Raw genomic sequence first — 25,212 nt, forward strand, 5'->3', positions numbered from 1 at the left:
GCTTCATTCAGCAGAGGGGAAAAGTATGTTACGAACAGCTTCAATGCTTCCCCTCTTGTTGGTACTGTTTTCCTTTAACGCAACAAGCACACCACTCACTTGGCTAGATAGAACCTTCGTCGAAACTGCCTTTTATAACGTCGCGCTTCAACACGAATATTCCCAAGGCAACAAACCGCTCGCCAAATGGAAACAACCGATCAAGATTTGGATCGATCACCTCGTCGGTGATGAGGAACTACACCAAGAGCTCACAGAGCTTCATATCCAACACCTATCTGAAGTCACTCAACACCCGATAACAATCGTCAGTAAAGAGTCCGAAGCGAACGTTAAGTGGATATACACGAGGCAGAGCCAGTGGATATCTGAGGCGAAATCAGTGCTCAAGCTCAAATCAACTCAGCATTTAAATAGCGCCATCTGCACGGCGGGTTATCGAACCAATTCTAAAAGTGAGATTGTTTACGCTGGGATTGTAATTCCCGTTGATCAGGCAAGATCGCGAGGTAAGTTAGTCGCATGTATCGTAGAAGAGATCACACAAGCTCTAGGCCTGCCGAATGATTCAGATAAAGCCTACCCTTCTATTTTCAATGACCATACACCAGAAGACTTGATATCGCCCTTAGATGTGGTGCTACTGCAACTACTGTATGAACCCGAATTGAAAGCTGGAATGACAAAGTCTGAAGTAAAGCCTATCGTTCGAAAGATACTCAAGAGATACAGCAAAACAGGTGTGCTTCAACAAGCTTCTAAAGCCGCACAACAAGCGCCCTTGTATCAGTTGATTGGGTATTGAAGAAAATACGTTGAAACAGCTTAGGTGAGATAATTGAATGATAGCGCTGCCTAAGAAAGGCAACGCTGACTTACGATGTTACAGTATTACGAAAGAACTAGCGCTTAGCAGCCTGCTTTTTCAATTCGAAATCGAACTCATCCGGGAACAAGATAACGCCTTCTTCTTGCTCGTTCGGGAATACTACAACAGCAAGCTCGTCGTCTTCTAGACCATTCGTCCAGCGACTGTGCCATTTGTTTAGCGAAATAGACTCAGCTTTACACTCAGACCAATCACCCGTTGCCCATGATTCTGCGAACTCTTGGTTTGGCCATACTGGAACACAGTCTTCATCTTCTGTGTTCAGCATTACACAACCGTGTTCATCGGTTAAGATCCATACTTCACGGTTTGCTACGATTTCTTTCACACAGTATTTCAGGCGTTGCTCGCCTGTATACTTGTTGATTTCAGCGATTTTTTTATCGTCTAGCTGTGTAGTCATCTTAATTTCCTACTTTAGTCAGTAACTTTGCTCTCAAAGCTATTCTATGCCGAGTGCTTTTAACTTCAAACATTATCGATGAAGAAGAAAATCTACTTCAAAGAAAAACGCCTGCTAAAGTAGCAGGCGTTTATTATTAAGTGACTTGATTAAACAAGCTCACCTTGCAGCCAAGGCCAGCCTTGCTTCTTACGGCTTAGTGTATTTTCCATCATCAATACGCCGTCTTTCTCGTGCTTAACCAATTTCTCAGCCCACTCACCTTTGTAAAGAAGGCGAGTTTGCGCAGTAGTGATGTCAGTTAGCATTACCGCAGCAAATGCTAGACCATCTTTCTCACAACGCTCTTCAAGATCAGCTTCTAGCGCTTCGATCATGCCGTCTACTTGCTCAAGAGTCGCAAGTTCAACTTGACCAACAACAACATCACGACCGTTGAATGGGTAGCCTTTAAGGTCTTTTTCTACTAGCTGTGCAGCAGATAGGCCTTCAATGTTTGTTTTAGCGATTAGAAGTGCTTTGATGAAAGCATCAACGTCTTTTACGCCAGCGATTTCAGCAAGCTCAGCAACAGCGTCTTTGTCTTTTTGAGTACATGTTGGAGAAGCAAAACCAACTGTGTCTGAAAGAATTGCAGACATCATTAGTTTAGCGATTTGTTGAGAGATAGCGTGACCTTCAATCTTGAACATGTTGAAAAGTACAGTGTTTGTACAACCAACAGGCCAGATCCAAGCTTCCATTGGGTTTACTGTCATCACGTCACCTAGACGGTGGTGATCGACAATACCTACGATCTCTGCATCAGCAACATCATCTGGTGCTTGTGCTAGGTCTGAGTAGTCTACTAGCCAGATTTTCTCACCAGCAACAGAAGTACGAAGCTCTGGCATTTCTGCACCAGCAACTTCAAGAATGTGTTGAGTTTCGCGGTTGATCTCGCCTTGGCGAATTGGTGTCGCTTCCTCGCCACGAGCTTTAAGAAGCTCAGTTGCAACTAACGCACTACAAATACTGTCACTATCAGGGTTTTTGTGACCAACAACTAAAATCATGTTTCTTCCTATTACACTAACAATTATGACTCTACCTTTAGAGCCTCTCTTTATTACCCATACTTTACCTCATTTTTTTAGATTGGTCATGTTTCGTAGGTTTAGCCAATAGTAACAATAGATAAAAAACAACAAATGCAATTGATAATTATTATCATTCGTATATATTTATCTTAAGCCACTAATTTTGAGTAACACCTATGGATCGACTAATCTCTTTTTTACCAAGCAGTAGCGCTGCGAAAACAACTCAGTTTTCACTGTCATTTAAACGGCTACTATTACCTATCTCACTTGCAGCATTGGTTGCGGCGCCTGCTACGCGAGAACTGACAGTCACTACTTTATCTGACGCCTTCTGGGCAGTGTCATGCTATGTGGCTTTAACCTTGGCGATTTACCACTGGTTAAGCCTGTACATCAACAAAGATAACGTCTTCAACAAACTCGTCCATCAATCCCGCTCCAATCAAGTTGTCTTCGCAGCACTTATGGGGGCGCTACCCGGCTGTGGCGGTGCGATCGTGGTGACCACACAATTTATCTCGGGAAAACTCGGATTTGGTGCGGTAGTTGCTGTACTTGTCTCCACCATGGGAGATGCCGCCTTCTTGTTGATAGCAAGTGAACCCAAAACGGGTTTGGCTATGATGGCGATGGGTGTGATTGTAGGTACTGCGTCAGGTCGAATCATTAACCTATTCCATGCGGATGACTTCTTACGTCCAAAACAAGCTGAGCAAAATGAAGCCGTTCGCAGTTGCTCATCTCAATCCCAAGACAAAGAATCCGTATCTAAAAAGGCGATCAACCTGCAAGGCTACCTATGGTCTGTACTCATTATTCCCGGCGCTGCAGTGGCCTTACTTGGCTCTTTCCAAGTAGATGTAAACGAGTTACTCGCGTTGCCTGAAATGTCGATGGAATGGACGGGAACAATTTTACTGATTAGCTCAATGTTTCTATGGGGTCTCACTCGCGAAATTGAAGATTACAAATCAGCAGTAAGTGAAGATGAGAAATGTTTAGGCTCTCATCCACTGCAAAAAACCGCTCAAGACACCAACTTTGTCACAGCGTGGGTTGTAGTTGCCTTTCTCTTCTTCGAATTTGGCTCTGTGCTAGCAAATGTGGATTTTGCGACGCTATTCTCAAGCTGGGGCATTATGCTCCCCCTGGCAGGGGTCCTGATGGGCTTGCTACCGGGCTGTGGACCACAATTATTGGTGACTAGCCTTTACCTTTCAGGTGCGCTTCCACTTTCTGCTCAGGTAGGTAATGCAATTTCAAATGATGGAGATGCGCTATTCCCTGCGATTGCGATGGCACCGAAAGCAGCACTGGTCGCAACCTTGTATTCAAGTGTGCCCGCTTTAATCTGTGCTTATGGCTATTGGTTTATGTTTGAGATCTAACTTGATCAGAGTTAACTACATAGGCTTCTGTAAGGTCGGTACTTTGTATCGGCCTTTTTGTTTCCGTCTGCTTAAGTCTTTCCACAGGTTCTTTTTACATTCCCTTCCTGCTTCACTGCTTCTACCACCTCTCTCAAACAGCGCGTTACAGCCTGCTCAAAACGCCCTCTATTAGCCCTGTTACAATGCTTATTTAGAAACACTAACACAGACATCTAAAATACAAAAAGCCCCTGTAAGAGTGCTTACAGGGGCTTTAATTCAAGCTTTAATCTTAGCTTTTAAGCGAGATGCTTAAGAAACTTCGATTGGACCACCGAATGAAGTTACTGGAGGCAGCTTGCCTTGGAACTTCTCGAAGTCGACCAAACATGTGTTTGCTGACGTTGCTTGAGCAAGTTCAGACGTACCGATGTCTTGAGTCAGTGTGTTTGGATCGCCGTATGTATCTAGCGCGCCCACTTTCTCGTTGATCGGACCGTACCAAGCACCTTCTTCGATACGAACAACACCAGGAGCATAGCTATCCATTAGAACAGCACCCGCTAGTAGTTGGCCACGGTCGTTGAACACACGTACTACATCGCCATCTTTGATGCCTTTCTTCTTAGCATCTACTGGGTTGATGTAGATTGGCTCACGGCCTTGTACCGCGTAAGTCGCACGCCACTCTTCAGATTCACACATCTGAGAGTGAAGACGCTTGTCTGGGTGACAAGATTGTAGCCAGTACGGGTGTTTGTCAGAGCCTGGACCACCGTGTGAACGTTCAGATTTCTCGAACCACATTGGGTGTTCTTGACAGTGCTCGTAGCCCATATTGCCAACAGTACGGCTTGTGATTTCGATGAAACCAGAAGGTGTACCTAGTGCGTTGATCTCTGGATCTTCACGGAATGAAGCGTGACGAGTCCATGGCTTACCTTTACCGAAGTCTAGGAAACCTTTCTCCCAGAACTCAGCAAATTCAGGCATTTCAAAGCTGCCTTCATTTGAAGCGCGACATTCGTCGTACAGTGATTTAACCCACTGCATTTCGTCCATACCACGCGTGTAATCGTCGTAACGACCCCAACGCTTAGTCAGGCTAGACATGATCTCGAAGTCAGTCTTAGACTGGAACAGAGGATCCACTAGCTTGTGCATCGCGATCAAACCACGACCAGAGTATGCGCCATAACCATCAATATCGTTTCGTTCCCACTGAGTACATGCAGGAAGCACGATGTCAGAGTGACGACAAGTTGCAGTCCAAGCAAAATCAACAGCCACTACAGTTTGTAGGCTCTTGAATGCTTTACGCATCTTGTTGCGATCTTGGTGGTGGTGCCACGGGTTGTTACCACTAAATACCATCATCTTGATATCAGGTAGTGTTACCGTTGAACCATTCGCTTTGATCTTCTTACCAGGCTCTAGCAAGCTATCAACCCAACGAGCAACTGGGATTACGCGGCTGTAGCCGTTGTAATCTGTGTTGGTGTACTTAGGTGATTGACCTTGGTCGATGTTCAGCGGGAAAGAACCCGGAGCAGCGAAGCCAGTTGAAGATACACCGATACCAGAGTAGTGGTGACCGTAAGAGATACCACCGCCCGGTAGACCAATTTGGCCAACCATTGCTGCGATAACTGCACACATCCAGTAAGGCTGTTCACCGTGCTCTTGACGTTGGATACTCCAACCCACAAGAATCTGTGTACGACCGTTAACCAGCATCTTAGCGAAGTCACGGATAGAGTCCGCGCTTGCGCCACAGATAGCAGAAGCCCACTCAGGTGTCTTCTCAACTTTATCTTTCGTTTCACCTTGAACGTACTTGATAAAGTCTTCAAAACCTAGACAGTAAGTTTCGATGAACTTCTTGTCGTATAGGCCTTCGTTGTAAAGCACGTGAGCAACACCAAGCATGAACGCCACATCAGTTTGTGGGTTGATGTACATTTGCGCGTTTTCTAGGTAACGACCTGTTTTGTTTTTAACAGGGTCAACAGAAACAACGTTGATCTCTTTCTTAGCAACTTTTTCTTTCAGCTGTTCTAGGTATGCGAACGACTCGTGAGTCTCACATGTCCAACCTACTTGCAGGTTTTTAACTGGATCGTTACCCCAAAGAACAATGTTGTCACTGTTTTCTAAGATAAGTTCCCAAGATGTACCTTGTGCGTAAACTTCAGTAGAACCTAACACGTAAGGCATGATCGTTTGACCAGCACCTGTTGAGTAGTCACCGATTTTCTTCACAGAGTAACCGTGAAGTGCCATTGCACGTTGCATGTGGTTAGTACAGCTGTGGAACTGACCCGTTTGTCTCCAACCAGTTTGACCTGTGTGAAGCGCCCATGGACCGTAATCTTTCTGTACGCGCTCTAGCTCGCGGTAAACAAGGTCTAGTGCCTCATCCCAAGTCACACGAATAAAACGGTTGTTACCACGCGTGTCTGCGCTGTATTTATGCTTCTTCAACCAATCTAGGCGAACCATTGGGTAACGCACACGTGATGGGCTGTAGATAATACCTTTAATACCTTTCAACATCTCAGTTGGGTGTTGATCGATTTCTAGAGGTTTAATTTCTTGTACTTTACCCGCATAAACACGAGCTCGGAATGCACCCCAGTGAGAACCAGAGACTTTCCACGCACCGTCTGTTTCTGCTGCAGACGCTGATGCCGACGCCAATAAGCTTGGACCGATAACCGATGCCGCACTTGTAGTAGCGACACCTTTCAGAAAACTTCTTCTTGTAATTGCCATTGTGTTACTCCAATTGACGTCTTATTAGTGATGGCCTTCAGAAAAATCTGATGAGTGCTTCTGTAGATACTTAAGAACCAGTGCTTCTGTATCTGTATCGAAGTTAACGAACGCAATCATACCATCTAGCATGCCTACCCAACCGTTAGCGCTGAAGTGAGCTTCATCTGGCTGTGAGTGACACGTTGAACAGTTAGATTGGTACGCTTGACCCGCTGCGTTCCAGATTGGATCGAAGTTATCAACCATAGACTCTTTCTTCATCCAAAGTGCTAGGTTAACTTCTTCCCATGGAAGGCCAGTAAGCTCATCTTCTTTCTTCTCACCAACAGTGATAACGTCACTTTGAGATACTTCTTTCGTCAAGATTGCAGTTGAGATGTTCATACCGAAGTCTTCTTGGATTACACGTCCGAAGCCTTTCGCTTTACGCCAACCGTCGATTTGAATCTTGATCATGTCGCCTTTTTCGTCGATAACCGCAACTTTACTTGCAGGGCTTAGTAGACCCGCTTCTACTGTTGCTGTTTCATCTGTGTACATTGGTAGGTGACGAATAGAGATCACGTCAGAACCATTTGTGTAAGATGTGCTGCTTGCTACGTTTTCTAGCTCGCCAACAATGCCGCTTGCTGATGCCATATCCATTGGAAGGTTGTGAGCAATACCTTTATGACAGTCAACACAGCTTTGATCACGTTCTGCTGCATTCTTCATCTGGATACGCGCTGTTGGGCGCATGTTCTCGAAGTCCATTGAATCGTAGTTGTGACAGTTTTTACACTCTAGAGATTTGTTCGAAGAGAAACGATCCCATTCGTGTTTAGCCAGTTCGATACGACGAGCTTCGAATTTCTCAGGTGTATCTAGGTCACCAAATACTTGAGCGAATACTTCTTTAGATGCTTGCATCTTACGAGCGATTTTTGCTGTCCATTCATGTGGAACGTGACAGTCAGGACAAGTAGCACGCACACCAGAAGTGTTTTTCCAGTGAACCGTTTCTTGCAGTTCTACGTACACGTTGTCACGCATCGTGTGACAGCTTACACAGAACTCTTCTGTATTTGTGTGTTCTAGCGCTGTATTGAAACCGCCCCAGAAAATAACACCGGCGATAAAGCCACCCATAGTTAGTACACCAAGACTGATGTGTACTGCAGGGCGAGTCATTGTGCGCCATAATTTAACTAAAAATGATTTCATGTTTAGCTCTCTTAAATATTGATTTTAAAAAATGTTGTTACTAGAGGGCATTACATGCCGCCGTGAGCACCAGGAGGTCCGAATACAAACACTTGCAGTGCCCAAACTAGGAAGCCGTAACCGCCTACAAAAGCCACACTTAATATTGGAAAGAGAACCACCGCGATGAAGAGGAAAGACTTCCACTCCAACGAGCGTTTTTCGCCAGTTTCAATTTTATTAACATCACTCATACATTTTGCCTATTTTGTATTTAGTAATTTCGAGTAACCCATTCTATGGGGCTAAAGTTCTTGAGTATCTAACAACAAATTTTAGACCATACACAAAGTAGGGTTCAATCAAATCCCCCGTTATAACCCTTGCTAATCAATACTTTTTTGAGGTCATCCAAACTTGTTTTCAGTTAAACAAAGTTATTAAAAAGTATTAACAAATGTGAAGAATTAAGTATATTTCACAAATGTTAAAAACCAACATGCACGCAACCATCTGACAACCAATTTTAACTTTTTACCTACTAAGTAGTAGCTAAAAAAGCCTCAAACAACCACTATTTTGTGTTTTGTTTGTTAAATGATTGATCATTTTTAGAATTGGTGACTTTACAGTTGAAATGCATGATTTGGTACTTTCAGATATGATGGAGACCACTTAAAAGGAATCATTATGCAAGACGTTATTGATATATCTTGGTGGCAGTTATTGTTCTTCAGCTCACTTCTCTTGCTACCCATTACCATCAACCACAAATTAAAACTCGGCCTTGGCAAAGAAGCTTCTATCAGCATAATTCGCATGGCTGTTCAATTATTTCTCGTTGGTCTTTACCTAGAATATCTGTTCACGTTGAATAGCTTGTGGGTCAATTTACTGTGGTTGCTTGCGATGATTATCGTCGGAGCAAGCTCGATTGTTGAAAAGTCTAGGCTACCAAGAAACCTACTTTTGGCTCCTGTCGCCATTAGCCTTGCGGTAACTTGTGTACCTATTGTCTTGTTCATCTGCTTTTTCATCATTAAACCAACACCGGTTTTTAACGCGCAATACCTTATCCCGATAGCAGGGATGTTATTGGGTAATAGCTTAAGCAGTAATATAGTGGCATTGCAGAACCTGTTTGATGCTTTTGAAACGCAGAAATCAGAATATGAAGCGGCAATCGCGTTAGGAGCCTCACCAAGCTATGCAGCTTCGCCTTTTGTACGTAATGCAATACAGAAAGCGATGTCTCCGATTATGGCTTCTATGGCTACGACAGGCTTAGTGACACTACCAGGAATGATGACAGGACAAATTCTTGGTGGGGCGTCACCGATGATCGCGATTAAGTATCAACTGATGATCATGCTGGCTATTTTCGTGATGATGAGTTGCTCTTTGGCACTTGCTCTTCACCTTTCATTGAAGAATTGCTTGACGAAAGAAGGACGAGTTCTCGCTAAAATACAGCCTTCGAAATAACCTCCCCACTCCCTTGAGGCCTGGTTACTCACTGAATTTGAGACAGGTTATCCACAGAAATTGTGGATAACCAAAACAATATAGATCCTTTTTTGTCCATTTCCACCCAAAGAACGATCATTACCGTTGATCCTTCGGTGTTTTCAAAGACATATACACATACGTTGAGTAATACTATTGAGCGTTCACATGACAATTTGAGAAGTGAGTGAGTAGGTTTTCCACAAATAAAAAACGGCCTGCAATGCAGACCGTCTTCTGGTAAATGTCATAAGTCAGTTCAGTATTGTCACTGAGCTTCAACTAATCTCGTAAACTGAATTAGTCACGTAAATAGATTAGCCAATACCACATACCAACAAAGATACCACCGCCAATGATGTTACCGATGGTAACGGGCAGCAAGTTGTTCATCAAAAAGTCCATCATGTTCAGGTCAACATAGTCCGCTGGGTTAGCGCCTGTCATTGTCCAGAATTCAGCTGGAGCAAATGTTTTAATGCCGATAGCTAAAGGGACTTGGAACATATTCGCAATACAGTGCTCGAAACCAGCCGATACGAACATCGCAACAGGTAAAATCATTACTGCGATTTTGTCGGTCAGTGTACGTCCACTAAACGTCATCCATACCGCGATACAAACCAATACATTACACATGATACCAAGCGCGATAGCTTGGATAAAATCGTGGTGCATCTTGTGTTGGGAAATCGCCATTGCATTTAAACCAACCTGGCCATGGTCAAACATGTACTGTTTGGTCAGAAGCATACATGCCACCAGCAACAATGCGCCAATCAAGTTACCTACATAAACCGTAGCCCAGTTCTTGACGAGCGTGCGCCAAGTAATTTTGCCACTTGCACGAGCAACCAGAGTAAGCACCGAGCTGGTAAATAACTCACCACCGGTAACAACAACGAGAATTAAGCCCAAGCTAAATGCAAGGCCACCTAATAGGCGAGTAATACCCCAAGGCAAATCACCAGCACCGGTCGTTACGATGGTGTAGAACACAAACGCAATACCGATATGTATGCCAGCGGAAATCGCTAAGAGAAAAGATTTGATTGGGTCTTTGGTTGCTTTACCTACGCCAATATCTGCAGCGCGCTCAGCCATTTGTGGCGGTAATAATGAGTCAAATTGGTTTAGATTCATGATGATTTACATTTTGAAACATGTCGTCGGGAGCGCGATAATCCTCTCTTTCATTTCTGAATTCAAGAGCTATTTTAGGCTCAAAATGCCTCTCACAGCCTTGTTGAAAGCAAATAGTCCGAGTTATTCCAAATTCATACGACTTTAGTAGTAAAAAGAAAACTCTGCTGAATGATTAGTTATCAGCATAGAAAATAACACACCTATAAATATCAACAAGTTACATTAAAACCAAAAGAATGACGTACACTATAACGACTCACTGAGCGCTTTTATTTGTAGATTTTGATATAGATCAACAGAACGCAAAAAAGCGCCCTTAGGCGCTTTTAACTCAATCACAAATAAAGAAATTAGTGATACTAAACCGAAGGTTCAATCACTCCTTCTGATGATTGTTCTAAGGTTGCATCCTCTAAATTAGATTCAATAGTCGGGGGCATCACATCAGAGTCACTTTCGTTGGCAACTTTGCCACCTAAGCTTTTCAAACTATCCACTAACTCTTCTAAGCTTTTTATGTGAGCATCACTCTTCGTAATCTGCTCACCTAGAAACTCACTGTGCTTGGTTGCTTCAGACAATTGCTGCGCTTGCTTCTGGTTTTCAGACTCCAGCAGAGCCAATTGCTCAGTTAAAGTTTCAATCTCTGACTTTAACAGCTCTGTCATATCGGAGTTTTTTAACGCTTTAACACTCGCTACAATCTTCTGTGATTGCTGACGTAGCCCAACATCACGGTAATCTTCATCATTGACGATTTGTGAAATGCTCAGTAGCTGATTCTCAGTATTCAAAACCGACTGTTCGAACTTGTCGCCTTTTACACTCGCGAGCACTTTGACTTCATGAGCGACACTGCGCACGTGATTCAATTCAAACTCTGCAGCGTGAACCGCGTCTTCAATGATCGACTTTTCACGAGGGCTGGCTTTCACTTGGCTTTCGGCCAACGCAATTTGAGATGTCGCCTTCGCAAAGGTCAGCGGAGCAACATCATCAAAATCTTCATCTTCCAAGAACTCTAATTCGTTCTTCAAAGGTTCGATGTATTTCTTATGCGCCACTTTAACTTCGAGTAAACGAGCATTGTTAAGAAATTCGACCTGCGCTTCTTGAGCGTCTTCAAGCTCATCGACCAGCACATACTCGAACAACTCACTGTATTCTGAATACAAACGTTTATAGCTCGAGGTAAACATGGTATCTGCGCCAAGGAACTTTAGGTAATCCATTTGGACAATCGAATCAGCGAGTACTCGGTCAGCCTTCTTCTTTAACACTAAGATCGAGTCATAGTTTGATTTGATCAAAGCGATTTTTTCATCGAAGGCTTCAGCGTAAGTTAGGCTCGAAAAAATGGAGTAACTCTTGGTTATTCGAGTTTCGTCTTTCAATAAGTCCGCATAAATGCTTTCAGCATCATCCCATGCGTCTAATAGTTCATTGTAATTCTCTGGTGCATAGAGAGACAATTGAGCATGGTCTTCAAGCTTAACTTCCCATTCGGAGTAAACGCTTTGGACAGACTGAAATGAACGGACTTCTATTGTAGATTCATTATTGTTGTTTGTGTTTTGGTTCGCGTCTGTCTGCTCTGAGGGTGTGCTTTGACAACCTGAGATAGCAAATAGCATACTGATCGTTAATGCTACTTTGTTCGCTCTCACTTATGCATATCCTTTTTATACAATATTCGCTCAATGCAAATTATTTCTAGTCACAATATATTACAACCACTTAGCAATAAACATCACTGATGATTTAAGTGGGTGCAAATCACCCAATATAAACAAAATAAACTCATCACTCGATGATTAATTAATCAATTTGGTATCACTTATCAATTCTCTTTATTTGCTATTGCCTGAGCCGAGAATGCGCACTAAGGTGAAGGTAGAGAACGTTATGAATATATAGGTTAATTATGAAGTACAACGCTGAACATATTGCTGATTTAAACCTCCTTCTTCAATTTGATGTAAGTAGTGCTGCTACTGGAATTAAAGTTCATCAAGAGGCTGCTCAAGAAACTCAAGACGCTGTTAAGCGCCTATTCGAAAAAAACCTTTGTACTCAGCCAGACGGCGGTTACCTAACAGATGAAGGTATTGAGATGGCAGAGCGTGCAGACAAGCTGCTTCGCGTACTTAAATAAAGCTCTATTGTACTAGCAAAAACTCCACTCGCTTCGGCCGTGGAGTTTTTTCATTTTTGGCCAAAGGTTTGTTAGGCTTATTGTAAATTCGTAATTTGCAGTTGTGAGGAACACATGGCTTCTATATTTATTGTCGGTGCGGGATGGGTAGGTGCACCTTTATCTGAACATTTAGAAAAACATGGTAACCGAGTGGTGGTCACGAAAACGACCCAAGCGGGAGCAAACACCATTGGTAGCGAGCAAATCCCATGTGAAGTGTTTAGTTTTGATTCATCCGAGCCAGAACAGACTATCGGGCGACTCTATTCACTGTTACTCGAAAACAACACTGAGATTGTAATTGGTAGCTTCCCCCTGGCTTTAGAAAAGGAGCCGGACAAGAGTATGCCGACTACTGGCAGCAGCTCACCAACGCATGCCAAAAGGCCAACATTAAAAAGCTCATTATGGTCAGTTCAACCACGGTATACCCAACCAAGCCGGGTGTGTTGAACGAACTGGATGCATCGCTAGCCCTTTCAACCTCAGATAACGAGCACGCGTCTTTATTTTCCGATAACGCGCGAATCATGCTGCAAGCTGAACAGTCAGTGATTGATTCAGGTATCGACTACACCATTCTTCGTTTTAGTGGGTTAATAGGCCCAAGCCGTCACCCATCACGCTTTGCAAGCAAGTTAAAACAAGTCAGCACCCAAGCTCCAGCCAATATGCTGCACCTTGACGACGCGATTGGCGCTGTCGATTTCGCTATCAGTCAACTGCACAACGAAGTGGTTAACGTGACAACACCAAACACAGTAAGTAAGGCGGAATTTTATGCCGCAGCACTGAAAAGCGCCAACAGCAGTGAGCCTCTACCCGCTGTTGTTGATACCCCAGACAAACTGATCTCTTCAAAGAAGATTCTCGGCTTAGGTTATTCATTTAAATTCGAATTCACACTGGACGCACTTCATGACTGAACAATCTATAGCTAACAAAGATCCCAACATAAAACTGCATCGCTCAGTCGACACCCTTTGGAACTTTATGTCTATGGGTCACAAGGTTACGCCTTCAGACTGTATCTTTGTATTGTGCAGTAATGATACTCGCGTCGCTGAGTACGCAGCGGATCTGTATAACCAAAAGGTCGCGCCTTACATTGTTTTTTCTGGTGGTGTGGGACGCTTTACGGAAGGAAGCTTTGAACGCTCAGAAGCTGAAACATTCGCTTCTATCGCACGAGATTGTGGTGTGCCTGACTCTGACATTATCATAGAGAAACACGCAACAAATACTGGGGAAAATGTACGATTCACTCATAAGTTACTGACAGAGCAAGGGTTATCGCCGAAGAGGCTAACCTTAGTTCAGAAGCCCTTCATGGAGAAACGAACCTACGCTACCTTTAGCAAACAGTGGCCTGAAGAAACGACAGAAGTCACGGTGACTTCAAAATGGCAGGATTGGGTTGATTACTTTAACGAAGAGTTGCCGTTAAACATGGTGTTAGGTGCATTAATTGCTGATTATGAACGAATCAAATCCTATCCAGATAAAGGGTTTCAGATTGAAATGCCAATACCCGACGACGTTGATCACGCTTATCAAGCGTTGAAGAAGCTCGGATTCGAATAAATCAAAAGCTCTGATTGGAATAAAGAAACAGCACTGGCTCAATAAACAAAAACGGTGACACTTGGTCACCGTTTTTCGTTTTAGCTAGCTGAACTATAAATCGACTTATTTACCTAACGCTTCTTTGTAGTGCAGGCGGCAAACAGAAACGTATTTGTCGTTACCACCAATAGCCACTTGGTCGCCTTCAGCAATCGCGACACCGTGCTCATCGGTACGGATTACCATGTTCGCTTTACGGCCACAGTGACAAATTGTTTTAAGCTCAACAAGTTTATCTGCCCAAGACAGTAAGTAACGGCTACCTTCAAACAGTTCACCCAAGAAATCGGTACGTAAGCCGTAACAAAGTACAGGGATGTGCAGTTTATCAACCACTTCTGTTAATTGGTACACCTGCTCCTTCGATAAAAATTGGCACTCATCGATCAAAACACAATGACGCTTTTCTTCCTCATTAAGCTTTTTGATCGCATCAAACATGTTGGTGTCATTTTTAAACAGCTGAGCTTCAGATTGCAGACCAATTCGTGAGCTCACTTTACCGATACCATAACGGTCGTCCAACGCTGCCGTAAAGATCACTGGCGTCATGCCACGTTCTTGGTAGTTGAATGAAGATTGAAGAAGCGTTGTTGATTTACCCGCATTCATTGCCGAGTAATAAAAATACATCTGAGCCACAGAAATATTCCTGTTAATTAAAAGTTGAAGATAGAAAGGTGAAAATAGAGAATTCGTGCTAGAAAAAAGGGCTGAAAATCAGCCCTTTTTATAAGATTTACTTACGACGCCAAGTCGTACCTTCTGGGCCATCTTCCAGAACAATACCCAACTCGTTTAGCTTGTCACGTGCAAGATCGGCGTTTGCCCAATCCTTTGAAGCACGAGAGTCGTTACGCAGTTTGATCAACGCTTCGATTTCAGCCACTTCATCGTCATTACCTGCCGCATCACCTTGTAGGAAGGCTTCTGGCTCTTGGTGAAGAATACCGATGATGTCTGCTAGTTCACGCATCAATGCACCAAGTCCACTCGCTTTTTCGATGCTTTCAGGCTTGATACGGTTGATTTCACGAGCCATTTCAAACAGTACTGAATAAGCTTCAGGCGTGTTGAAATCGTCGTTCATCGCTGTAGAGAATCGAGTCACATACTCTTCGCCACCAGCAGGAGCTGCTGTAAGGTCTAGGCCACGAAGTGACGTGTATAGACGCTCTAGTGATGCGCGAGCTTGGTTTAGGTTATCTTCGCTGTAATTTAGCTGGCTACGGTAGTGACCAGACATAAGGAAGTAACGTACCGTTTCAGCATCGTAATGTGCTAGCACATCACGAATAGTGAAGAAGTTACCAAGTGACTTAGACATCTTCTCTTTGTCTACCATCACCATACCGCTGTGCATCCAAGTATTTACATACTGAGTGCCGTGAGCGCAGCAAGACTGTGCGATTTCGTTCTCGTGGTGAGGGAACTGTAGATCTGAACCACCACCGTGGATATCAAAGTGGTTACCAAGAATAGATGAATTCATTGCTGAACATTCGATGTGCCAACCTGGACGACCCGGACCCCATGGCGATTCCCATGTAGGTTCACCAGGCTTAGACATCTTCCAAAGAACGAAGTCTAATGGGCTACGTTTTGCAGATTCAATATCAACTCGAGCACCCGCTTGAAGCTGATCAAGGTCTTGCTTAGAAAGCTTGCCGTATTCGTCGAATTTCTTTACTTCGAACATCACGTCGCCGTTGCTTGCAACGTAAGCGAAACCACGTTCTATCAGCTTTTCAACAAGCTCGATGATTTCAGTGATGTATTCTGTAGCACGAGGCTCGACGTCAGGACGTTTCATGTTCAATGCATCAAAGTCTGCGTGCATTTCACCGATTAAACGCTCAGTCAGAGAGTCACAAGACTCACCGTTTTCGTTAGCGCGTTTGATGATTTTATCATCGATATCTGTGATGTTACGAACGAAGTTCAAATCGTAGCCAAGGTAACGAAGGTAGCGAGTTACTACATCGAAAGAAACGAACGTACGACCATGACCAATATGACAGAGATCGTATATGGTTACCCCACAGACATACATACCGACTTTGCCAGCTGTAATTGGTTTGAATTCCTCTTTCTGTCTTGTGAGCGTGTTATATATCTTCAGCATGATCTCTATCTATTTTATGGATTAATCAAAAATAAGCTCGCAGTATAACAAGTCATACCTTAATAGGTAATACCTTTCACCACCAAATCGGCTAAACTCCTTGTTATCTATTGACGATTTCGTATTTTGAAACTCAATCAAACTAGGCTAGAATCGCTTTTCATATTAAAAAGACAGTAAGGTAACAATCATGATCATCCTTCACACAAATTTTGGTGACATCAAAGTTCAACTTAATGAAGAAAAAGCACCAGAAACAAGCGCAAACTTTCTACAGTATTGCCGTGACGGTTTCTACGACAACACACTATTCCACCGTGTTATCGATGGTTTCATGATTCAAGGCGGCGGCATGACTTCTGGCCTTAAAGAAAAAGCGACTCGTGCAACGATCAAGAACGAAGCAAACAACGGTCTTGCGAACAAAGTTGGTACGCTAGCAATGGCTCGTACTATGGAACCGCATTCAGCGAGCTCTCAGTTCTTCATCAACGTTAACGACAACTCTTTCCTAAACTTCCGTAGCGAAAGCCTAGACGGTTGGGGTTACTGTGTATTCGCAGAAGTTGTTGAAGGCATGGACATCGTAAACAAGATTAAAGGTGTTAGCACTGGTTCTATGGGTATGCACCAAGACGTACCTCTAGAAGAAGTGATCATCACTGGTACTACAATCGAAGCTTAATTCATCGCTTTCGGTTAGTATTGATGAGCCGATAAAATCAGGATATAGGGAGCGAATCGCTCCCTTTTTTTAGACCTATGAAAACATATTTTATATCAGACTTGCACCTTGCTCCGTCACGACAAGACATCACAGACTGCTTCTTAACCTTTATGAGGAAGGAAGCCATCGAAGCAGATGCACTATACGTGCTAGGCGACCTTTTCGAATTCTGGATTGGTGACGACGACAAGAGTGAGTTCGCGACTTCTATTCGCCAAGCGTTTATCGATTTGGTGAAAACAGGCGTACCTTGTTACTTCACTCAAGGGAACCGTGATTTCCTTGTCGGTAAAAAATTTGCCAAGCAAACGGGCGTTCAACTTCTCGACGAAGTATCGACAATCGATATCTACGGGCAAAAAGCAGTGGTGTTGCATGGTGATACGCTATGTACTGAAGATGTAAAGTACCTCGCCTTCCGCGAAAAAGTGCATCAGCCATGGTTACAATGGGTCTTCAATCGAATTCCATTTTTCATCAAGAAGAAAATTGTTTCGAAGGTTCAATCTGATATCAAAGATGACAAGCAGACCAAGTCTCTCGACATCATGGATGTGACACAGCAAGAAGTTGAAGATGTGATGGAACGAAACAATGTCGCTCTGATGATCCACGGTCATACTCATCGTCCAGACATCCACACATTCAGTGCCAATAATTGCATTAAAACCCGTATCGTACTTGGCGATTGGTATACGCAAGGTTCCGTGCTGGTGTTCACGCCGCAAAGTTTTGAACTACAGAATCGAGCGTTTAGCAATAGCTTTTAACGTCACTCTTAAACTTTCAGTTTGATTATTATTGTCGGTCAGACTTTCTTAGAAAGTGTATGGTAATTTCTACTGAATTAGCTATTATCTCTCTACCAGAAATAAACCGAACACAGTACCAAGTTGAAATATTCATACGTAGCGCGTCAACCAATACTCGATACAAGCAAGAAAACCATAGGTTACGAGTTGCTATTCAGGGACGGTCCTAAGAACACTTTCCCTGAAGTAGAGCCGGAGCTCGCTACTAGCCGTTTGCTTTCCGATCACTTCTTATCAACTCACTATAATACGTTGGGTGATAAGCTTGGGTTCGTAAACTTCCCTTACGCAAGCCTAATCAACTTAGTCCCTACTCTGTTCCCCAAAGAAAGCCTCGTTGTAGAGGTTCTTGAAGACTGCGAACCAACAGACGAATTACTTGAAGCAATCAAAACAATCTATGACGCGGGTTACACGATCGCGTTAGACGATTTTGTGCCAAGTAAAGCTTGGAAACGCTTCTTACCCTTCGTTTCGATTATCAAGTTTGATATCCGTTTGACTCCAATTGCCAAAGCGGCGATGTTTATGAACTCTCTCAAAGGGCTAGATATCACGTTCCTTGCCGAAAAAGTAGAGACATACGAAGAATACCAAGAAGCGAAGAAAGCCGGCTTTACCTACTTTCAAGGTTACTTCTTTAGCAAACCAGAGATGATCCAAACCCGTGCGCTCAACCCTGCATTTCTGACTACCGTTCAACTGTTAAAAGAGATTGCACACGACCCTATCGATTTTGGTGAAGTAGAGCGTTTAATTACGCTTGATGTGACCATGTCGTATAAGCTGCTTACGTACGTAAACTCCGCAGGAGGATCAGCAACGACAATTCGTTCATTCCGCCAAGCGCTTATTTACCTAGGTGAACAGAAGCTACGTAAGTTCGTTTCACTAGTGGCTATCGCATCCGCGAAAGAAGATAAGCCCGACTCTCTTTATGGTTTAGCGGTAATACGCGCACGTCAGTGTGAACTCTTAGTCGAAAAGATGAATGTTAAGGTTGAGCCTGGACAAGCCTTTTTGACTGGTATGTTCTCTCTATTGGACTCACTCTTTGACCAACCATTGAAACAAGTACTCGATTCAGTGCCGATAGACGTAGAGATCAAACAAGCCTTAATTCAACGTAAAGGCGTGTTAGGTGCTGTATTGGCGATGGTCGTTGCTTATGAACAAGCTCGTTGGGATGAAGCGACTCGTATTCGCCAGCTTCTCAAACTGAGTGAAGCTCAACTTGGTCAAGCTTATGACGAAGCGACAACTTGGGCCCAAGAGCTATTGGCTCCAGCCCTGAAATAACATACTTCGTACTATAGCTTTAATAGTTTCAATAGAAACTAAGCTTTGGTGAGCGATCGTTTCTTGGTAAACTCCCACGCATTCATTCATGGCCTCTTAATAGAGGCCATTTTTACAGGACCTGACTATGTCTTTATGCCCATGCGGTAGCAACAATACTTACCAACAGTGCTGTGAATCAGCGCACCTTAACCACAGTGCCGTTGAAACACCAGAGCAATTAATGCGCTCTCGTTATTCAGCACACGTGCTGGGTTTGGTTGACTATGTTGTTGCGACTTATCACCCTAGCTGCAATGCAGAAGCACAAAGAGAAGGCATTGCCGAATCTATCGACAGTGACTGGGCAGGTTTAGAAGTCATCGATACCGCGGCAGGCTCGCACCAAGACGAAGGCTTTGTTGAATTTAAAGCTTACTTCAATGAAGACGGCGCGCAGTACTGTATGCAAGAGCGCTCGCGTTTCGTTCGTAAAAACGGCCTATGGTTTTATATCGACGGTGAATTCCTAGAACAAAGCCAACCAGAACCAGAAATCGATCCTCGCCTAAACCAAACGGTTGAAAGCTTCAAGATCGGCCGTAATGATCCGTGCATTTGTGGTAGTGGGAAGAAATATAAAAAGTGCTGCGGGTAACTCGCACAACTAGGAAGTCAGATTAATAGAAGAGATTCCTGATGTCGCTTAGGCTCCTCGGAATGACGAGGCCTAAAAGTGAAAATATATACTCAGGAGTTGAACGCTAAAAAGCCCCGTAGACGACAACGCTTACGGGGCTTTATCTATCTGTTACGTGGTTCGATTAATCCAAAGAGAGCTTACTTATGGCGCTCTTTTAATTTGTTCACCACATCGTTCATCGATAAGCCTTGGTCTTGAAGAAGAACCATTAGGTGGTAAATCAAATCTGCTGATTCACACACTAATTCCGCCTTATCGCCCGACGTCGCCGCAAGCGCGACTTCAACGCCTTCTTCGCCCACTTTTTGCGAAATACGCTTGGTGCCACGGGCATATAGGCTGGCAGTATAAGAAGACTCAGGGTCTGCGTCCTTGCGGGCAGCCAATAGCTGCTCAAGCTGATGAAGCCACACCATCTGAGACTCTTCTTGCTTGTCTCCATCCCAACACGTTGTTGTACCTGTGTGGCATGTTGGGCCAATGGGATTAACCTTAATCAGTAAAGTGTCGCTGTCACAGTCCAAGGCGATGTTTTGCAGTTGCAATACGTTGCCTGACGTTTCACCTTTCGTCCAAAGGCGCTCTTTTGTGCGAGAGAAAAACGTCACATTGCCAGTTTCACCTGTTTTCTCAAGTGCTGCTGGGTTCATGTACCCCATCATTAAAACTTGGCTCGATTGGTAATCTTGAACAATAGCTGGCACTAAGCCATCTACTTTTTCCCAGTTAATACGCTCTGACAATGCGCCTACTTCTGTTTTTGATAAGCTTGCGGTTTCAAAACTCATAGTCGCACCTCTACATCTTGTTGTTTTAAATACTGTTTAAGTTCACCAATATTGATGACTTGCTTGTGGAATACCGAAGCTGCTAACGCCCCATCCACGTTGGTCTTCTTATAGGCTTCAGCAAAGTGTTCCATTGCACCCGCGCCACCAGAGGCAATCAACGGCACATTACACACTTCACGCACCATGTTTAGCTGATCGATGTCATAGCCATTACGAACGCCATCTTGGTTCATCATATTTAACACAATCTCACCTGCGCCACGTTTCTGTACTTCCTGCACCCAATCTTTAGTTTCCCATTTGGTTGCTTTAGTACGCGCCTCATCGCCAGTGAATTGGTAAACCTGATATTTACCGGTTTCTTTATCGAAGTATGAGTCGATACCGACAACGATACACTGCACGCCAAACTTATCAGCAAGGTCAGTGATCAGTTGTGGATTAGCCAATGCCGGTGAGTTAATAGACACTTTATCCGCACCAAACTCAAGAATGCGCGCTGCATCTTCTGCAGATTTAATACCACCAGCCACACAGAAAGGAATATCGATCACTTCTGCTACGCGTTTTACCCAGCTCTTATCAACCACGCGACCGTCACTTGATGCGGTGATGTCATAAAATACCAGCTCATCGGCGCCCTCTTCTGCATAGCGTTGTGCTAGCGGAACGATGTCACCAATAATTTCATGGTTACGGAACTGAACGCCCTTAACCACTTGTCCATCACGGACATCCAAACAAGGGATTATTCGCTTTGCCAAGGAGGTTTTCTTTATCAACTTAACTGTTTGATTTTGATTGTTTTTTATCAACGCCTTAAATTCCCTCTAAAATTATTTTTCATCACATTTTCAACAGTTCGTATAAACCATGGCTTATAAAGTTGGAGATTTATGCAGTGTCTATTCATGCAATGACTAATTATTCATACCCATTCAGGGCTCCGATTGACTAACTATATAGCAGTTTGATTTCCATTTCATGTGCTATGTGCACTCTCAAAATACTTACCGAAAAAACGAATCAGATAGGCACTGTCCTAGCGAAATCAGGCGCATATTTGATGTTGTGAAATACTTTCGTAGAAGATACTAACAGACATCAATACTGAAAAAATGTTGGGCTATTAGTTTATGAACTCCACCGAAAATCTGGTTGCTATCACTTTGCACGGAATAGAGCAATCACGGCATTAACGATGAAGAAAACTCTTACGAGCATTGCACGGAGTTCCACCACATGACTCAATGAAAACCAAGTCACCAATTGGTGCTTTGAAGGAGTATCTTGTTTTGGCCCTGAAAGCAGCAGCGCTTCCCAAGATGATTATAAGTATCAAGCTAAAACCATTTACTCAAGAATGAGAGAAACGTTTGAGCAACTCATTGAAGAGAGGTTAGTTCGAGGTGTTGTTGAGCGTTTTAATCACGAGATTAAACCACAACGTTTTCATCATTTAGCTGGCACCTCTGAGATCGATATTGAAACAATCGATTCCGCGATGAGCAAATGTAGCACTTATATGTTTGGACACGATATGTCGCTCTAAGCCAGCGGAGCATTTCCGAGCTGCGAAGAGATAGAGCAGACTTAAAAGGCTTGGATGAATACTTCCAAAAGCTAAAAGCAAGACGAATGAGATAACATCGAGCTATTCGCCAGAGGCGGCTAAGGGAGCACTCGTGATCCTGTCAGCTCTATTGTGGTAGCCATGACTTCTACCTCTTAAAAATCTTCGTGATGCGCAATGAACTCTGTATACGCAACCCTTCCACCTTTTTTGGTTGATTGAGCCGTACCGCAATCATTACTCACAATTCATCTTTCTTCATTTGTAATATTACTAAATTAATTTATTGGGTATGAAGTGAAATTCTCCAAAAAAGCATTACTTTGATGTTTACTTTTAATACAAATACTTAACCATTTGTGCGTCGCTCATATTTTTTGGGGAAACTTTCGAGCAACTCATATTTAGCGAAAAAGTTTTAATAGCATACCAGATAATAAATATGATGTCAGTTGATTAATAGAAACACTAGTTTTAATATATAAATATGACTAGGGAAAATATTCCAGTCGCTCTTTAAAAATATAGAAATTAAAGCGCACACTGTCAAAGCAAAGGCTTGGCGAGCTTATATTTCAGCGCACACGTGCACTGCTAAGCAATATGAAGAGGTTTTTATTCAGTAAAAGCCTTATTTTGATTGAAATATAGGTAGCTAGCTGGAGTTGTCAGGGACACGGAACTTCGTTCCTGCCCTTCCAACTGCTAGTGCTCCGCAGGCTCTTACAAAACCACTTCGTGTTTTGCGCTGATTTCGCTTCGCTCAGGAGCCACGGGCACCCTTGGTGCCGTGAATGGCACTTTCAGTGCCGCCAGTGACAGTTGTTGTGCCGCCAGTGGCACTTGAAGAATATTTACAAACAATAATAAGAATAAACAGCAGAAAATGCTAACCTCAAAATAATAATAATTAAATAGGTAAACAGAATGAACACTACTAATAAAAAGAGGGGCGGCGCACCGCGCAAAGCCCCCGACCAAAAACAGACTAAAGACCTGAGATGCAGGGTTACAGAATCTGTCCACGATCTAGCTTGCAAGCGAGCAGAGGATCAGGGCTACGAAAAAGTCTCCGAGTACTGTAGAGACCGCATCATCGGCAATACCGTGCCAAAGACCACTCAGCTCACCAAGGGCTTTCTCTCTATGTCTTCAAGCCACTTTTCCAATCACGGCCAGCTTATGCGTCACATCAACACATACAAGTCAATTATCAGTGACGACGAAGCGCGACACTTAGTGCGCAGCGGCATCGAACTCACAAAAGAACTCAGGAGACTGAGAGCTGAAATCCAAAACGACTTAAGCAATGACGTCATCATGGCCCTTGCCATCAACAAGCTCACGCTAAATGAGCTAGATGTAGTCAGAGAGACTATTGAAGCAAAAGGGGGGCTACAATGATTTTTAAAGAGTGTATGCCCAAGAACATCAGGCAAACCGCCGAGGACGCAACAAGGCTCATCAGGTACGCATCACGCACCCATGAGCCTATTGAGGATGTAGAAGACGATCAGGAGCTGGACGCCATCCAGCTTCTCATTTACGCCGCTGAATCTAAAGAGGCATCTGAAAGCATCTATATCACATCCAACGAGCTTGAGTCAGCAGATGAGATGATATTCAAACCAAAGGCAATTAACGAAAACTGGGACGATGTCATTGATGAGTTCATCGATGCTAACAATCGCAACCCGCGCTGCGAAAAGCCCCTGAAGCACTTTGTTCTCTCACTTCCTGAAGAAGACTTACTTTCAGAAGATGACTGGGCCAAAGCAACTGAGTATTTTATGCAGAAGCTTGGCTACAAAAACACTCGCTGGATCTCGTTCTTACACAACAAAAAAAGTAATCCGCACGTGCACATCATCGCTTCAAGAATCGACCTAATGACAAACAATGTAGTTCCCGAATGGCAGGAGCACACAAGAGCTTTCGAGATTGTTCGTCAAATTGAAAAGGATTTCAACCTTACTCGGCTAGCTAGCCCAGGCGACGACATGAAGCCAGTCAAGCAACCTGACGGCTCATACGAGATGGTTCAAAACAACTCTCAGGAGCTATCAGACAAGAAGCGAATGCCCCACAAAAACGACATTGTAAGAAGACTCAATGCTATTCATGAAAACCTCTTCAATGAAGACTACAAGCCCAGCCTCAGCGAATGGATGCTAGCACTAAGAGAAGCGGGCGTTGGCGTCCAGATGAGCTTCACAGAAGCGGGTAAAGTCAAGGGCATCACTTACAGAATCAAGACTGAAGAAGGTGGCCCAAACTTCATCTGCTCTGCATCGAAGCTAGGCGGCTCAGGAAGGTTTGGATTCAAAAAGATGCAACAGCGCCTAACCAAAATCACGGTAGCTCAACTTAACGCTGCCAAAGGACTTTCGGAGCGTGAAACCCGAATGCGAGACGGTCTTGAGGCTGATGTGATTGCATTCACCAAGATCAAAGACATCAAGCTTCTTGCTCAAGTTGCATTCGATGTTCAGGCAATGATGGACGAGCAATTCTTCGCTAAACGGATGAGGAAGCCTAACCGAAAAAATTTCAAAGTCCACAGGAGAGACGGCAGGTACTGCGTTAGCCAACGCATCAAAATGACTGCTCTCAGGAGACTGGGAAAAATGACCAAGCCTGAATATGAGGCAATGATTAACCGCAAATTTGCTGAATGCTTAATAGAGATGATTGGGGAGTTCTTTGGATGGAATGAGCCTGACCCACTGAGAACAAAAGAGATGTATGACAACGGCGAATTGATGCACGCACTAAGCCCTGATGAGAGTTACATCCAGCTCCATGGCATCAACCTTAATAACGAAGTCATCACCGAGTCTCAACATGAGGTCATTGAATTACCAAAAAACATACCTCAAAAACCCAAGAAGTCAGACAGCACTTCCCCTGCCAAAACGGTCACTTACGACTTCTGACTACTCCCCTTCCCTCTAACTCTAGCCACCTACGGGTGGCTTTTCTCTTGTCACCAACCCATCATAAGCTATTAATTTAAATCGAAGT

General features: G+C 43.7%; 22 protein-coding genes and 1 pseudogene. 12 read left to right on the forward strand and 11 right to left on the reverse strand.

Going from position 1 to position 25,212, the window contains the following annotated elements; genetic code table 11:
• The first annotated feature begins 25 nt into the window (after window positions 1–25).
• Window positions 26–805, forward strand: a complete 780-nt coding sequence (locus AB8613_RS02725) for a DUF2927 domain-containing protein (RefSeq protein WP_285952932.1) — start codon at window positions 26–28, stop codon at window positions 803–805.
• A gap of 97 nt (window positions 806–902) precedes the next feature.
• Here AB8613_RS02725 and AB8613_RS02730 read toward each other — a convergent pair whose 3' ends face one another.
• Both AB8613_RS02730 and AB8613_RS02735 read right to left on the reverse strand, forming a co-directional pair.
• Window positions 903–1,292, reverse strand: a complete 390-nt coding sequence (locus AB8613_RS02730; RefSeq protein WP_004734596.1) for a DUF2750 domain-containing protein — start codon at window positions 1,290–1,292, stop codon at window positions 903–905.
• 149 nt (window positions 1,293–1,441) lie between these two features.
• Window positions 1,442–2,347, reverse strand: a complete 906-nt coding sequence (locus tag AB8613_RS02735) for a manganese-dependent inorganic pyrophosphatase (protein ID WP_372384420.1) — start codon at window positions 2,345–2,347, stop codon at window positions 1,442–1,444.
• Window positions 2,348–2,547: 200 nt separating this feature from the next.
• Here AB8613_RS02735 and AB8613_RS02740 point away from each other — a divergent pair, with 200 nt between their 5' ends.
• Window positions 2,548–3,762, forward strand: a complete 1,215-nt coding sequence (locus AB8613_RS02740; protein WP_372384422.1) for a putative manganese transporter — start codon at window positions 2,548–2,550, stop codon at window positions 3,760–3,762.
• A gap of 294 nt (window positions 3,763–4,056) precedes the next feature.
• Here the strand turns inward: AB8613_RS02740 and torA are convergent, their stop codons facing one another.
• The 3 genes from torA to torE are packed head-to-tail and all read right to left on the reverse strand — an operon-like array spanning window position 4,057 to window position 7,958.
• On the reverse strand, window positions 4,057–6,519 hold the full coding sequence (torA, locus tag AB8613_RS02745; RefSeq protein ID WP_372384424.1) for a trimethylamine-N-oxide reductase TorA: 2,463 nt from the start codon (window positions 6,517–6,519) through the stop codon (window positions 4,057–4,059).
• Window positions 6,520–6,543: 24 nt separating this feature from the next.
• Window positions 6,544–7,725, reverse strand: a complete 1,182-nt coding sequence (gene torC / locus AB8613_RS02750) for a pentaheme c-type cytochrome TorC (protein WP_146491866.1) — start codon at window positions 7,723–7,725, stop codon at window positions 6,544–6,546.
• A gap of 50 nt (window positions 7,726–7,775) precedes the next feature.
• Window positions 7,776–7,958: a trimethylamine N-oxide reductase system protein TorE gene (gene torE, locus AB8613_RS02755; protein WP_008222628.1), complete on the reverse strand. Its 183-nt coding sequence runs from the start codon at window positions 7,956–7,958 to the stop codon at window positions 7,776–7,778.
• 436 nt (window positions 7,959–8,394) lie between these two features.
• On the opposite strand from torE, the gene AB8613_RS02760 reads away from it, so the two are divergent.
• Window positions 8,395–9,189: an ABC transporter permease gene (locus AB8613_RS02760; protein WP_146491865.1), complete on the forward strand. Its 795-nt coding sequence runs from the start codon at window positions 8,395–8,397 to the stop codon at window positions 9,187–9,189.
• 321 nt (window positions 9,190–9,510) lie between these two features.
• Here AB8613_RS02760 and focA read toward each other — a convergent pair whose 3' ends face one another.
• Window positions 9,511–10,353, reverse strand: coding sequence for a formate transporter FocA (focA, locus tag AB8613_RS02765; protein ID WP_048614492.1), 843 nt, complete (start codon window positions 10,351–10,353; stop codon window positions 9,511–9,513).
• A 362-nt stretch (window positions 10,354–10,715) separates the two neighbouring features.
• Window positions 10,716–12,023, reverse strand: a complete 1,308-nt coding sequence (locus AB8613_RS02770) for an ATPase (protein ID WP_146491864.1) — start codon at window positions 12,021–12,023, stop codon at window positions 10,716–10,718.
• Window positions 12,024–12,280: 257 nt separating this feature from the next.
• On the opposite strand from AB8613_RS02770, the gene AB8613_RS02775 reads away from it, so the two are divergent.
• The 3 genes and pseudogenes from AB8613_RS02775 (at window position 12,281) to AB8613_RS02785 (ending at window position 14,137) form a co-directional block, all read left to right on the forward strand.
• Entirely contained in the window at window positions 12,281–12,511 is a 231-nt protein-coding gene (locus AB8613_RS02775) for a TIGR02647 family protein (RefSeq protein WP_017630468.1), read from the forward strand.
• A gap of 114 nt (window positions 12,512–12,625) precedes the next feature.
• Window positions 12,626–13,479 (forward strand): annotated as a pseudogene (locus AB8613_RS02780) (NAD(P)H-binding protein).
• Window positions 13,472–14,137, forward strand: coding sequence for a YdcF family protein (locus tag AB8613_RS02785; protein ID WP_372384431.1), 666 nt, complete (start codon window positions 13,472–13,474; stop codon window positions 14,135–14,137). The pseudogene AB8613_RS02780 and the gene AB8613_RS02785 overlap by 8 nt, the downstream one beginning before the upstream one ends.
• A gap of 105 nt (window positions 14,138–14,242) precedes the next feature.
• Here the strand turns inward: AB8613_RS02785 and AB8613_RS02790 are convergent, their stop codons facing one another.
• Complete coding sequence (locus tag AB8613_RS02790; protein ID WP_017060277.1) at window positions 14,243–14,821, reverse strand: thymidine kinase; 579 nt, start codon at window positions 14,819–14,821, stop codon at window positions 14,243–14,245.
• A gap of 97 nt (window positions 14,822–14,918) precedes the next feature.
• Window positions 14,919–16,304: a cysteine--tRNA ligase gene (gene cysS / locus AB8613_RS02795; RefSeq protein WP_019824320.1), complete on the reverse strand. Its 1,386-nt coding sequence runs from the start codon at window positions 16,302–16,304 to the stop codon at window positions 14,919–14,921.
• Between the two features lie 190 nt (window positions 16,305–16,494).
• Here cysS and AB8613_RS02800 point away from each other — a divergent pair, with 190 nt between their 5' ends.
• The 4 genes from AB8613_RS02800 (at window position 16,495) to AB8613_RS02815 (ending at window position 19,779) form a co-directional block, all read left to right on the forward strand.
• Window positions 16,495–16,989, forward strand: coding sequence for a peptidylprolyl isomerase (locus tag AB8613_RS02800; protein WP_017060275.1), 495 nt, complete (start codon window positions 16,495–16,497; stop codon window positions 16,987–16,989).
• Between the two features lie 77 nt (window positions 16,990–17,066).
• Window positions 17,067–17,801, forward strand: a complete 735-nt coding sequence (gene lpxH, locus AB8613_RS02805) for a UDP-2,3-diacylglucosamine diphosphatase (RefSeq protein WP_372384432.1) — start codon at window positions 17,067–17,069, stop codon at window positions 17,799–17,801.
• Between the two features lie 123 nt (window positions 17,802–17,924).
• A complete protein-coding gene (locus AB8613_RS02810) occupies window positions 17,925–19,142 on the forward strand; it encodes an EAL and HDOD domain-containing protein (RefSeq protein WP_285952928.1) in 1,218 nt (405 codons plus the stop codon).
• A 127-nt stretch (window positions 19,143–19,269) separates the two neighbouring features.
• Entirely contained in the window at window positions 19,270–19,779 is a 510-nt protein-coding gene (locus AB8613_RS02815) for a YchJ family protein (RefSeq protein ID WP_372384433.1), read from the forward strand.
• Window positions 19,780–19,961: 182 nt separating this feature from the next.
• On the opposite strand, the gene hisIE is transcribed toward AB8613_RS02815, so the two are convergent.
• Both hisIE and hisF read right to left on the reverse strand, forming a co-directional pair.
• The gene (hisIE, locus tag AB8613_RS02820) at window positions 19,962–20,612 is read right to left on the reverse strand and encodes a bifunctional phosphoribosyl-AMP cyclohydrolase/phosphoribosyl-ATP diphosphatase HisIE (RefSeq protein ID WP_146491859.1); all 651 of its coding nucleotides are present in this window, start codon (window positions 20,610–20,612) and stop codon (window positions 19,962–19,964) included.
• Window positions 20,609–21,379 carry an imidazole glycerol phosphate synthase subunit HisF gene (hisF, locus tag AB8613_RS02825; RefSeq protein ID WP_050648833.1) on the reverse strand — a complete coding sequence of 257 codons (771 nt, stop codon included), beginning with the start codon at window positions 21,377–21,379 and terminating at the stop codon, window positions 20,609–20,611. The genes hisIE and hisF overlap by 4 nt, the downstream gene beginning before the upstream one ends.
• Before the next feature lie 1,736 nt (window positions 21,380–23,115).
• Between hisF and AB8613_RS02830 the strand changes: the two genes are divergently transcribed.
• Window positions 23,116–23,592 carry a hypothetical protein gene (locus tag AB8613_RS02830; RefSeq protein WP_372384434.1) on the forward strand — a complete coding sequence of 159 codons (477 nt, stop codon included), beginning with the start codon at window positions 23,116–23,118 and terminating at the stop codon, window positions 23,590–23,592.
• Window positions 23,589–25,124, forward strand: a complete 1,536-nt coding sequence (locus AB8613_RS02835; protein ID WP_372384435.1) for a relaxase/mobilization nuclease domain-containing protein — start codon at window positions 23,589–23,591, stop codon at window positions 25,122–25,124. Before AB8613_RS02830 ends, AB8613_RS02835 begins: the two co-directional genes overlap by 4 nt.
• Window positions 25,125–25,212: the final 88 nt, after the last annotated feature.

The sequence above is a fragment of the Vibrio sp. BS-M-Sm-2 genome, assembly GCF_041504345.1.
GTDB lineage: Bacteria > Pseudomonadota > Gammaproteobacteria > Enterobacterales > Vibrionaceae > Vibrio > Vibrio satsumensis.

Excerpts from the sequence above, each read along its gene's own strand:
- AB8613_RS02725 (WP_285952932.1), top strand. The coding sequence starts at position 26 with ATGTTACGAACAGCTTCAATGCTTCCCCTCTTGTTGGTACTGTTTTCC.
- AB8613_RS02730 (WP_004734596.1), bottom strand. The coding sequence starts at position 1,292 with ATGACTACACAGCTAGACGATAAAAAAATCGCTGAAATCAACAAGTAT.
- AB8613_RS02735 (WP_372384420.1), bottom strand. The coding sequence starts at position 2,347 with ATGATTTTAGTTGTTGGTCACAAAAACCCTGATAGTGACAGTATTTGT.
- AB8613_RS02740 (WP_372384422.1), top strand. The coding sequence starts at position 2,548 with ATGGATCGACTAATCTCTTTTTTACCAAGCAGTAGCGCTGCGAAAACA.
- torA (WP_372384424.1), bottom strand. The coding sequence starts at position 6,519 with ATGGCAATTACAAGAAGAAGTTTTCTGAAAGGTGTCGCTACTACAAGT.
- torC (WP_146491866.1), bottom strand. The coding sequence starts at position 7,725 with ATGAAATCATTTTTAGTTAAATTATGGCGCACAATGACTCGCCCTGCA.
- torE (WP_008222628.1), bottom strand. The coding sequence starts at position 7,958 with ATGAGTGATGTTAATAAAATTGAAACTGGCGAAAAACGCTCGTTGGAG.
- AB8613_RS02760 (WP_146491865.1), top strand. The coding sequence starts at position 8,395 with ATGCAAGACGTTATTGATATATCTTGGTGGCAGTTATTGTTCTTCAGC.
- focA (WP_048614492.1), bottom strand. The coding sequence starts at position 10,353 with ATGAATCTAAACCAATTTGACTCATTATTACCGCCACAAATGGCTGAG.
- AB8613_RS02775 (WP_017630468.1), top strand. The coding sequence starts at position 12,281 with ATGAAGTACAACGCTGAACATATTGCTGATTTAAACCTCCTTCTTCAA.
- AB8613_RS02785 (WP_372384431.1), top strand. The coding sequence starts at position 13,472 with ATGACTGAACAATCTATAGCTAACAAAGATCCCAACATAAAACTGCAT.
- cysS (WP_019824320.1), bottom strand. The coding sequence starts at position 16,304 with ATGCTGAAGATATATAACACGCTCACAAGACAGAAAGAGGAATTCAAA.
- AB8613_RS02800 (WP_017060275.1), top strand. The coding sequence starts at position 16,495 with ATGATCATCCTTCACACAAATTTTGGTGACATCAAAGTTCAACTTAAT.
- lpxH (WP_372384432.1), top strand. The coding sequence starts at position 17,067 with ATGAAAACATATTTTATATCAGACTTGCACCTTGCTCCGTCACGACAA.
- AB8613_RS02815 (WP_372384433.1), top strand. The coding sequence starts at position 19,270 with ATGTCTTTATGCCCATGCGGTAGCAACAATACTTACCAACAGTGCTGT.
- hisIE (WP_146491859.1), bottom strand. The coding sequence starts at position 20,612 with ATGAGTTTTGAAACCGCAAGCTTATCAAAAACAGAAGTAGGCGCATTG.
- AB8613_RS02830 (WP_372384434.1), top strand. The coding sequence starts at position 23,116 with ATGAACACTACTAATAAAAAGAGGGGCGGCGCACCGCGCAAAGCCCCC.
- AB8613_RS02835 (WP_372384435.1), top strand. The coding sequence starts at position 23,589 with ATGATTTTTAAAGAGTGTATGCCCAAGAACATCAGGCAAACCGCCGAG.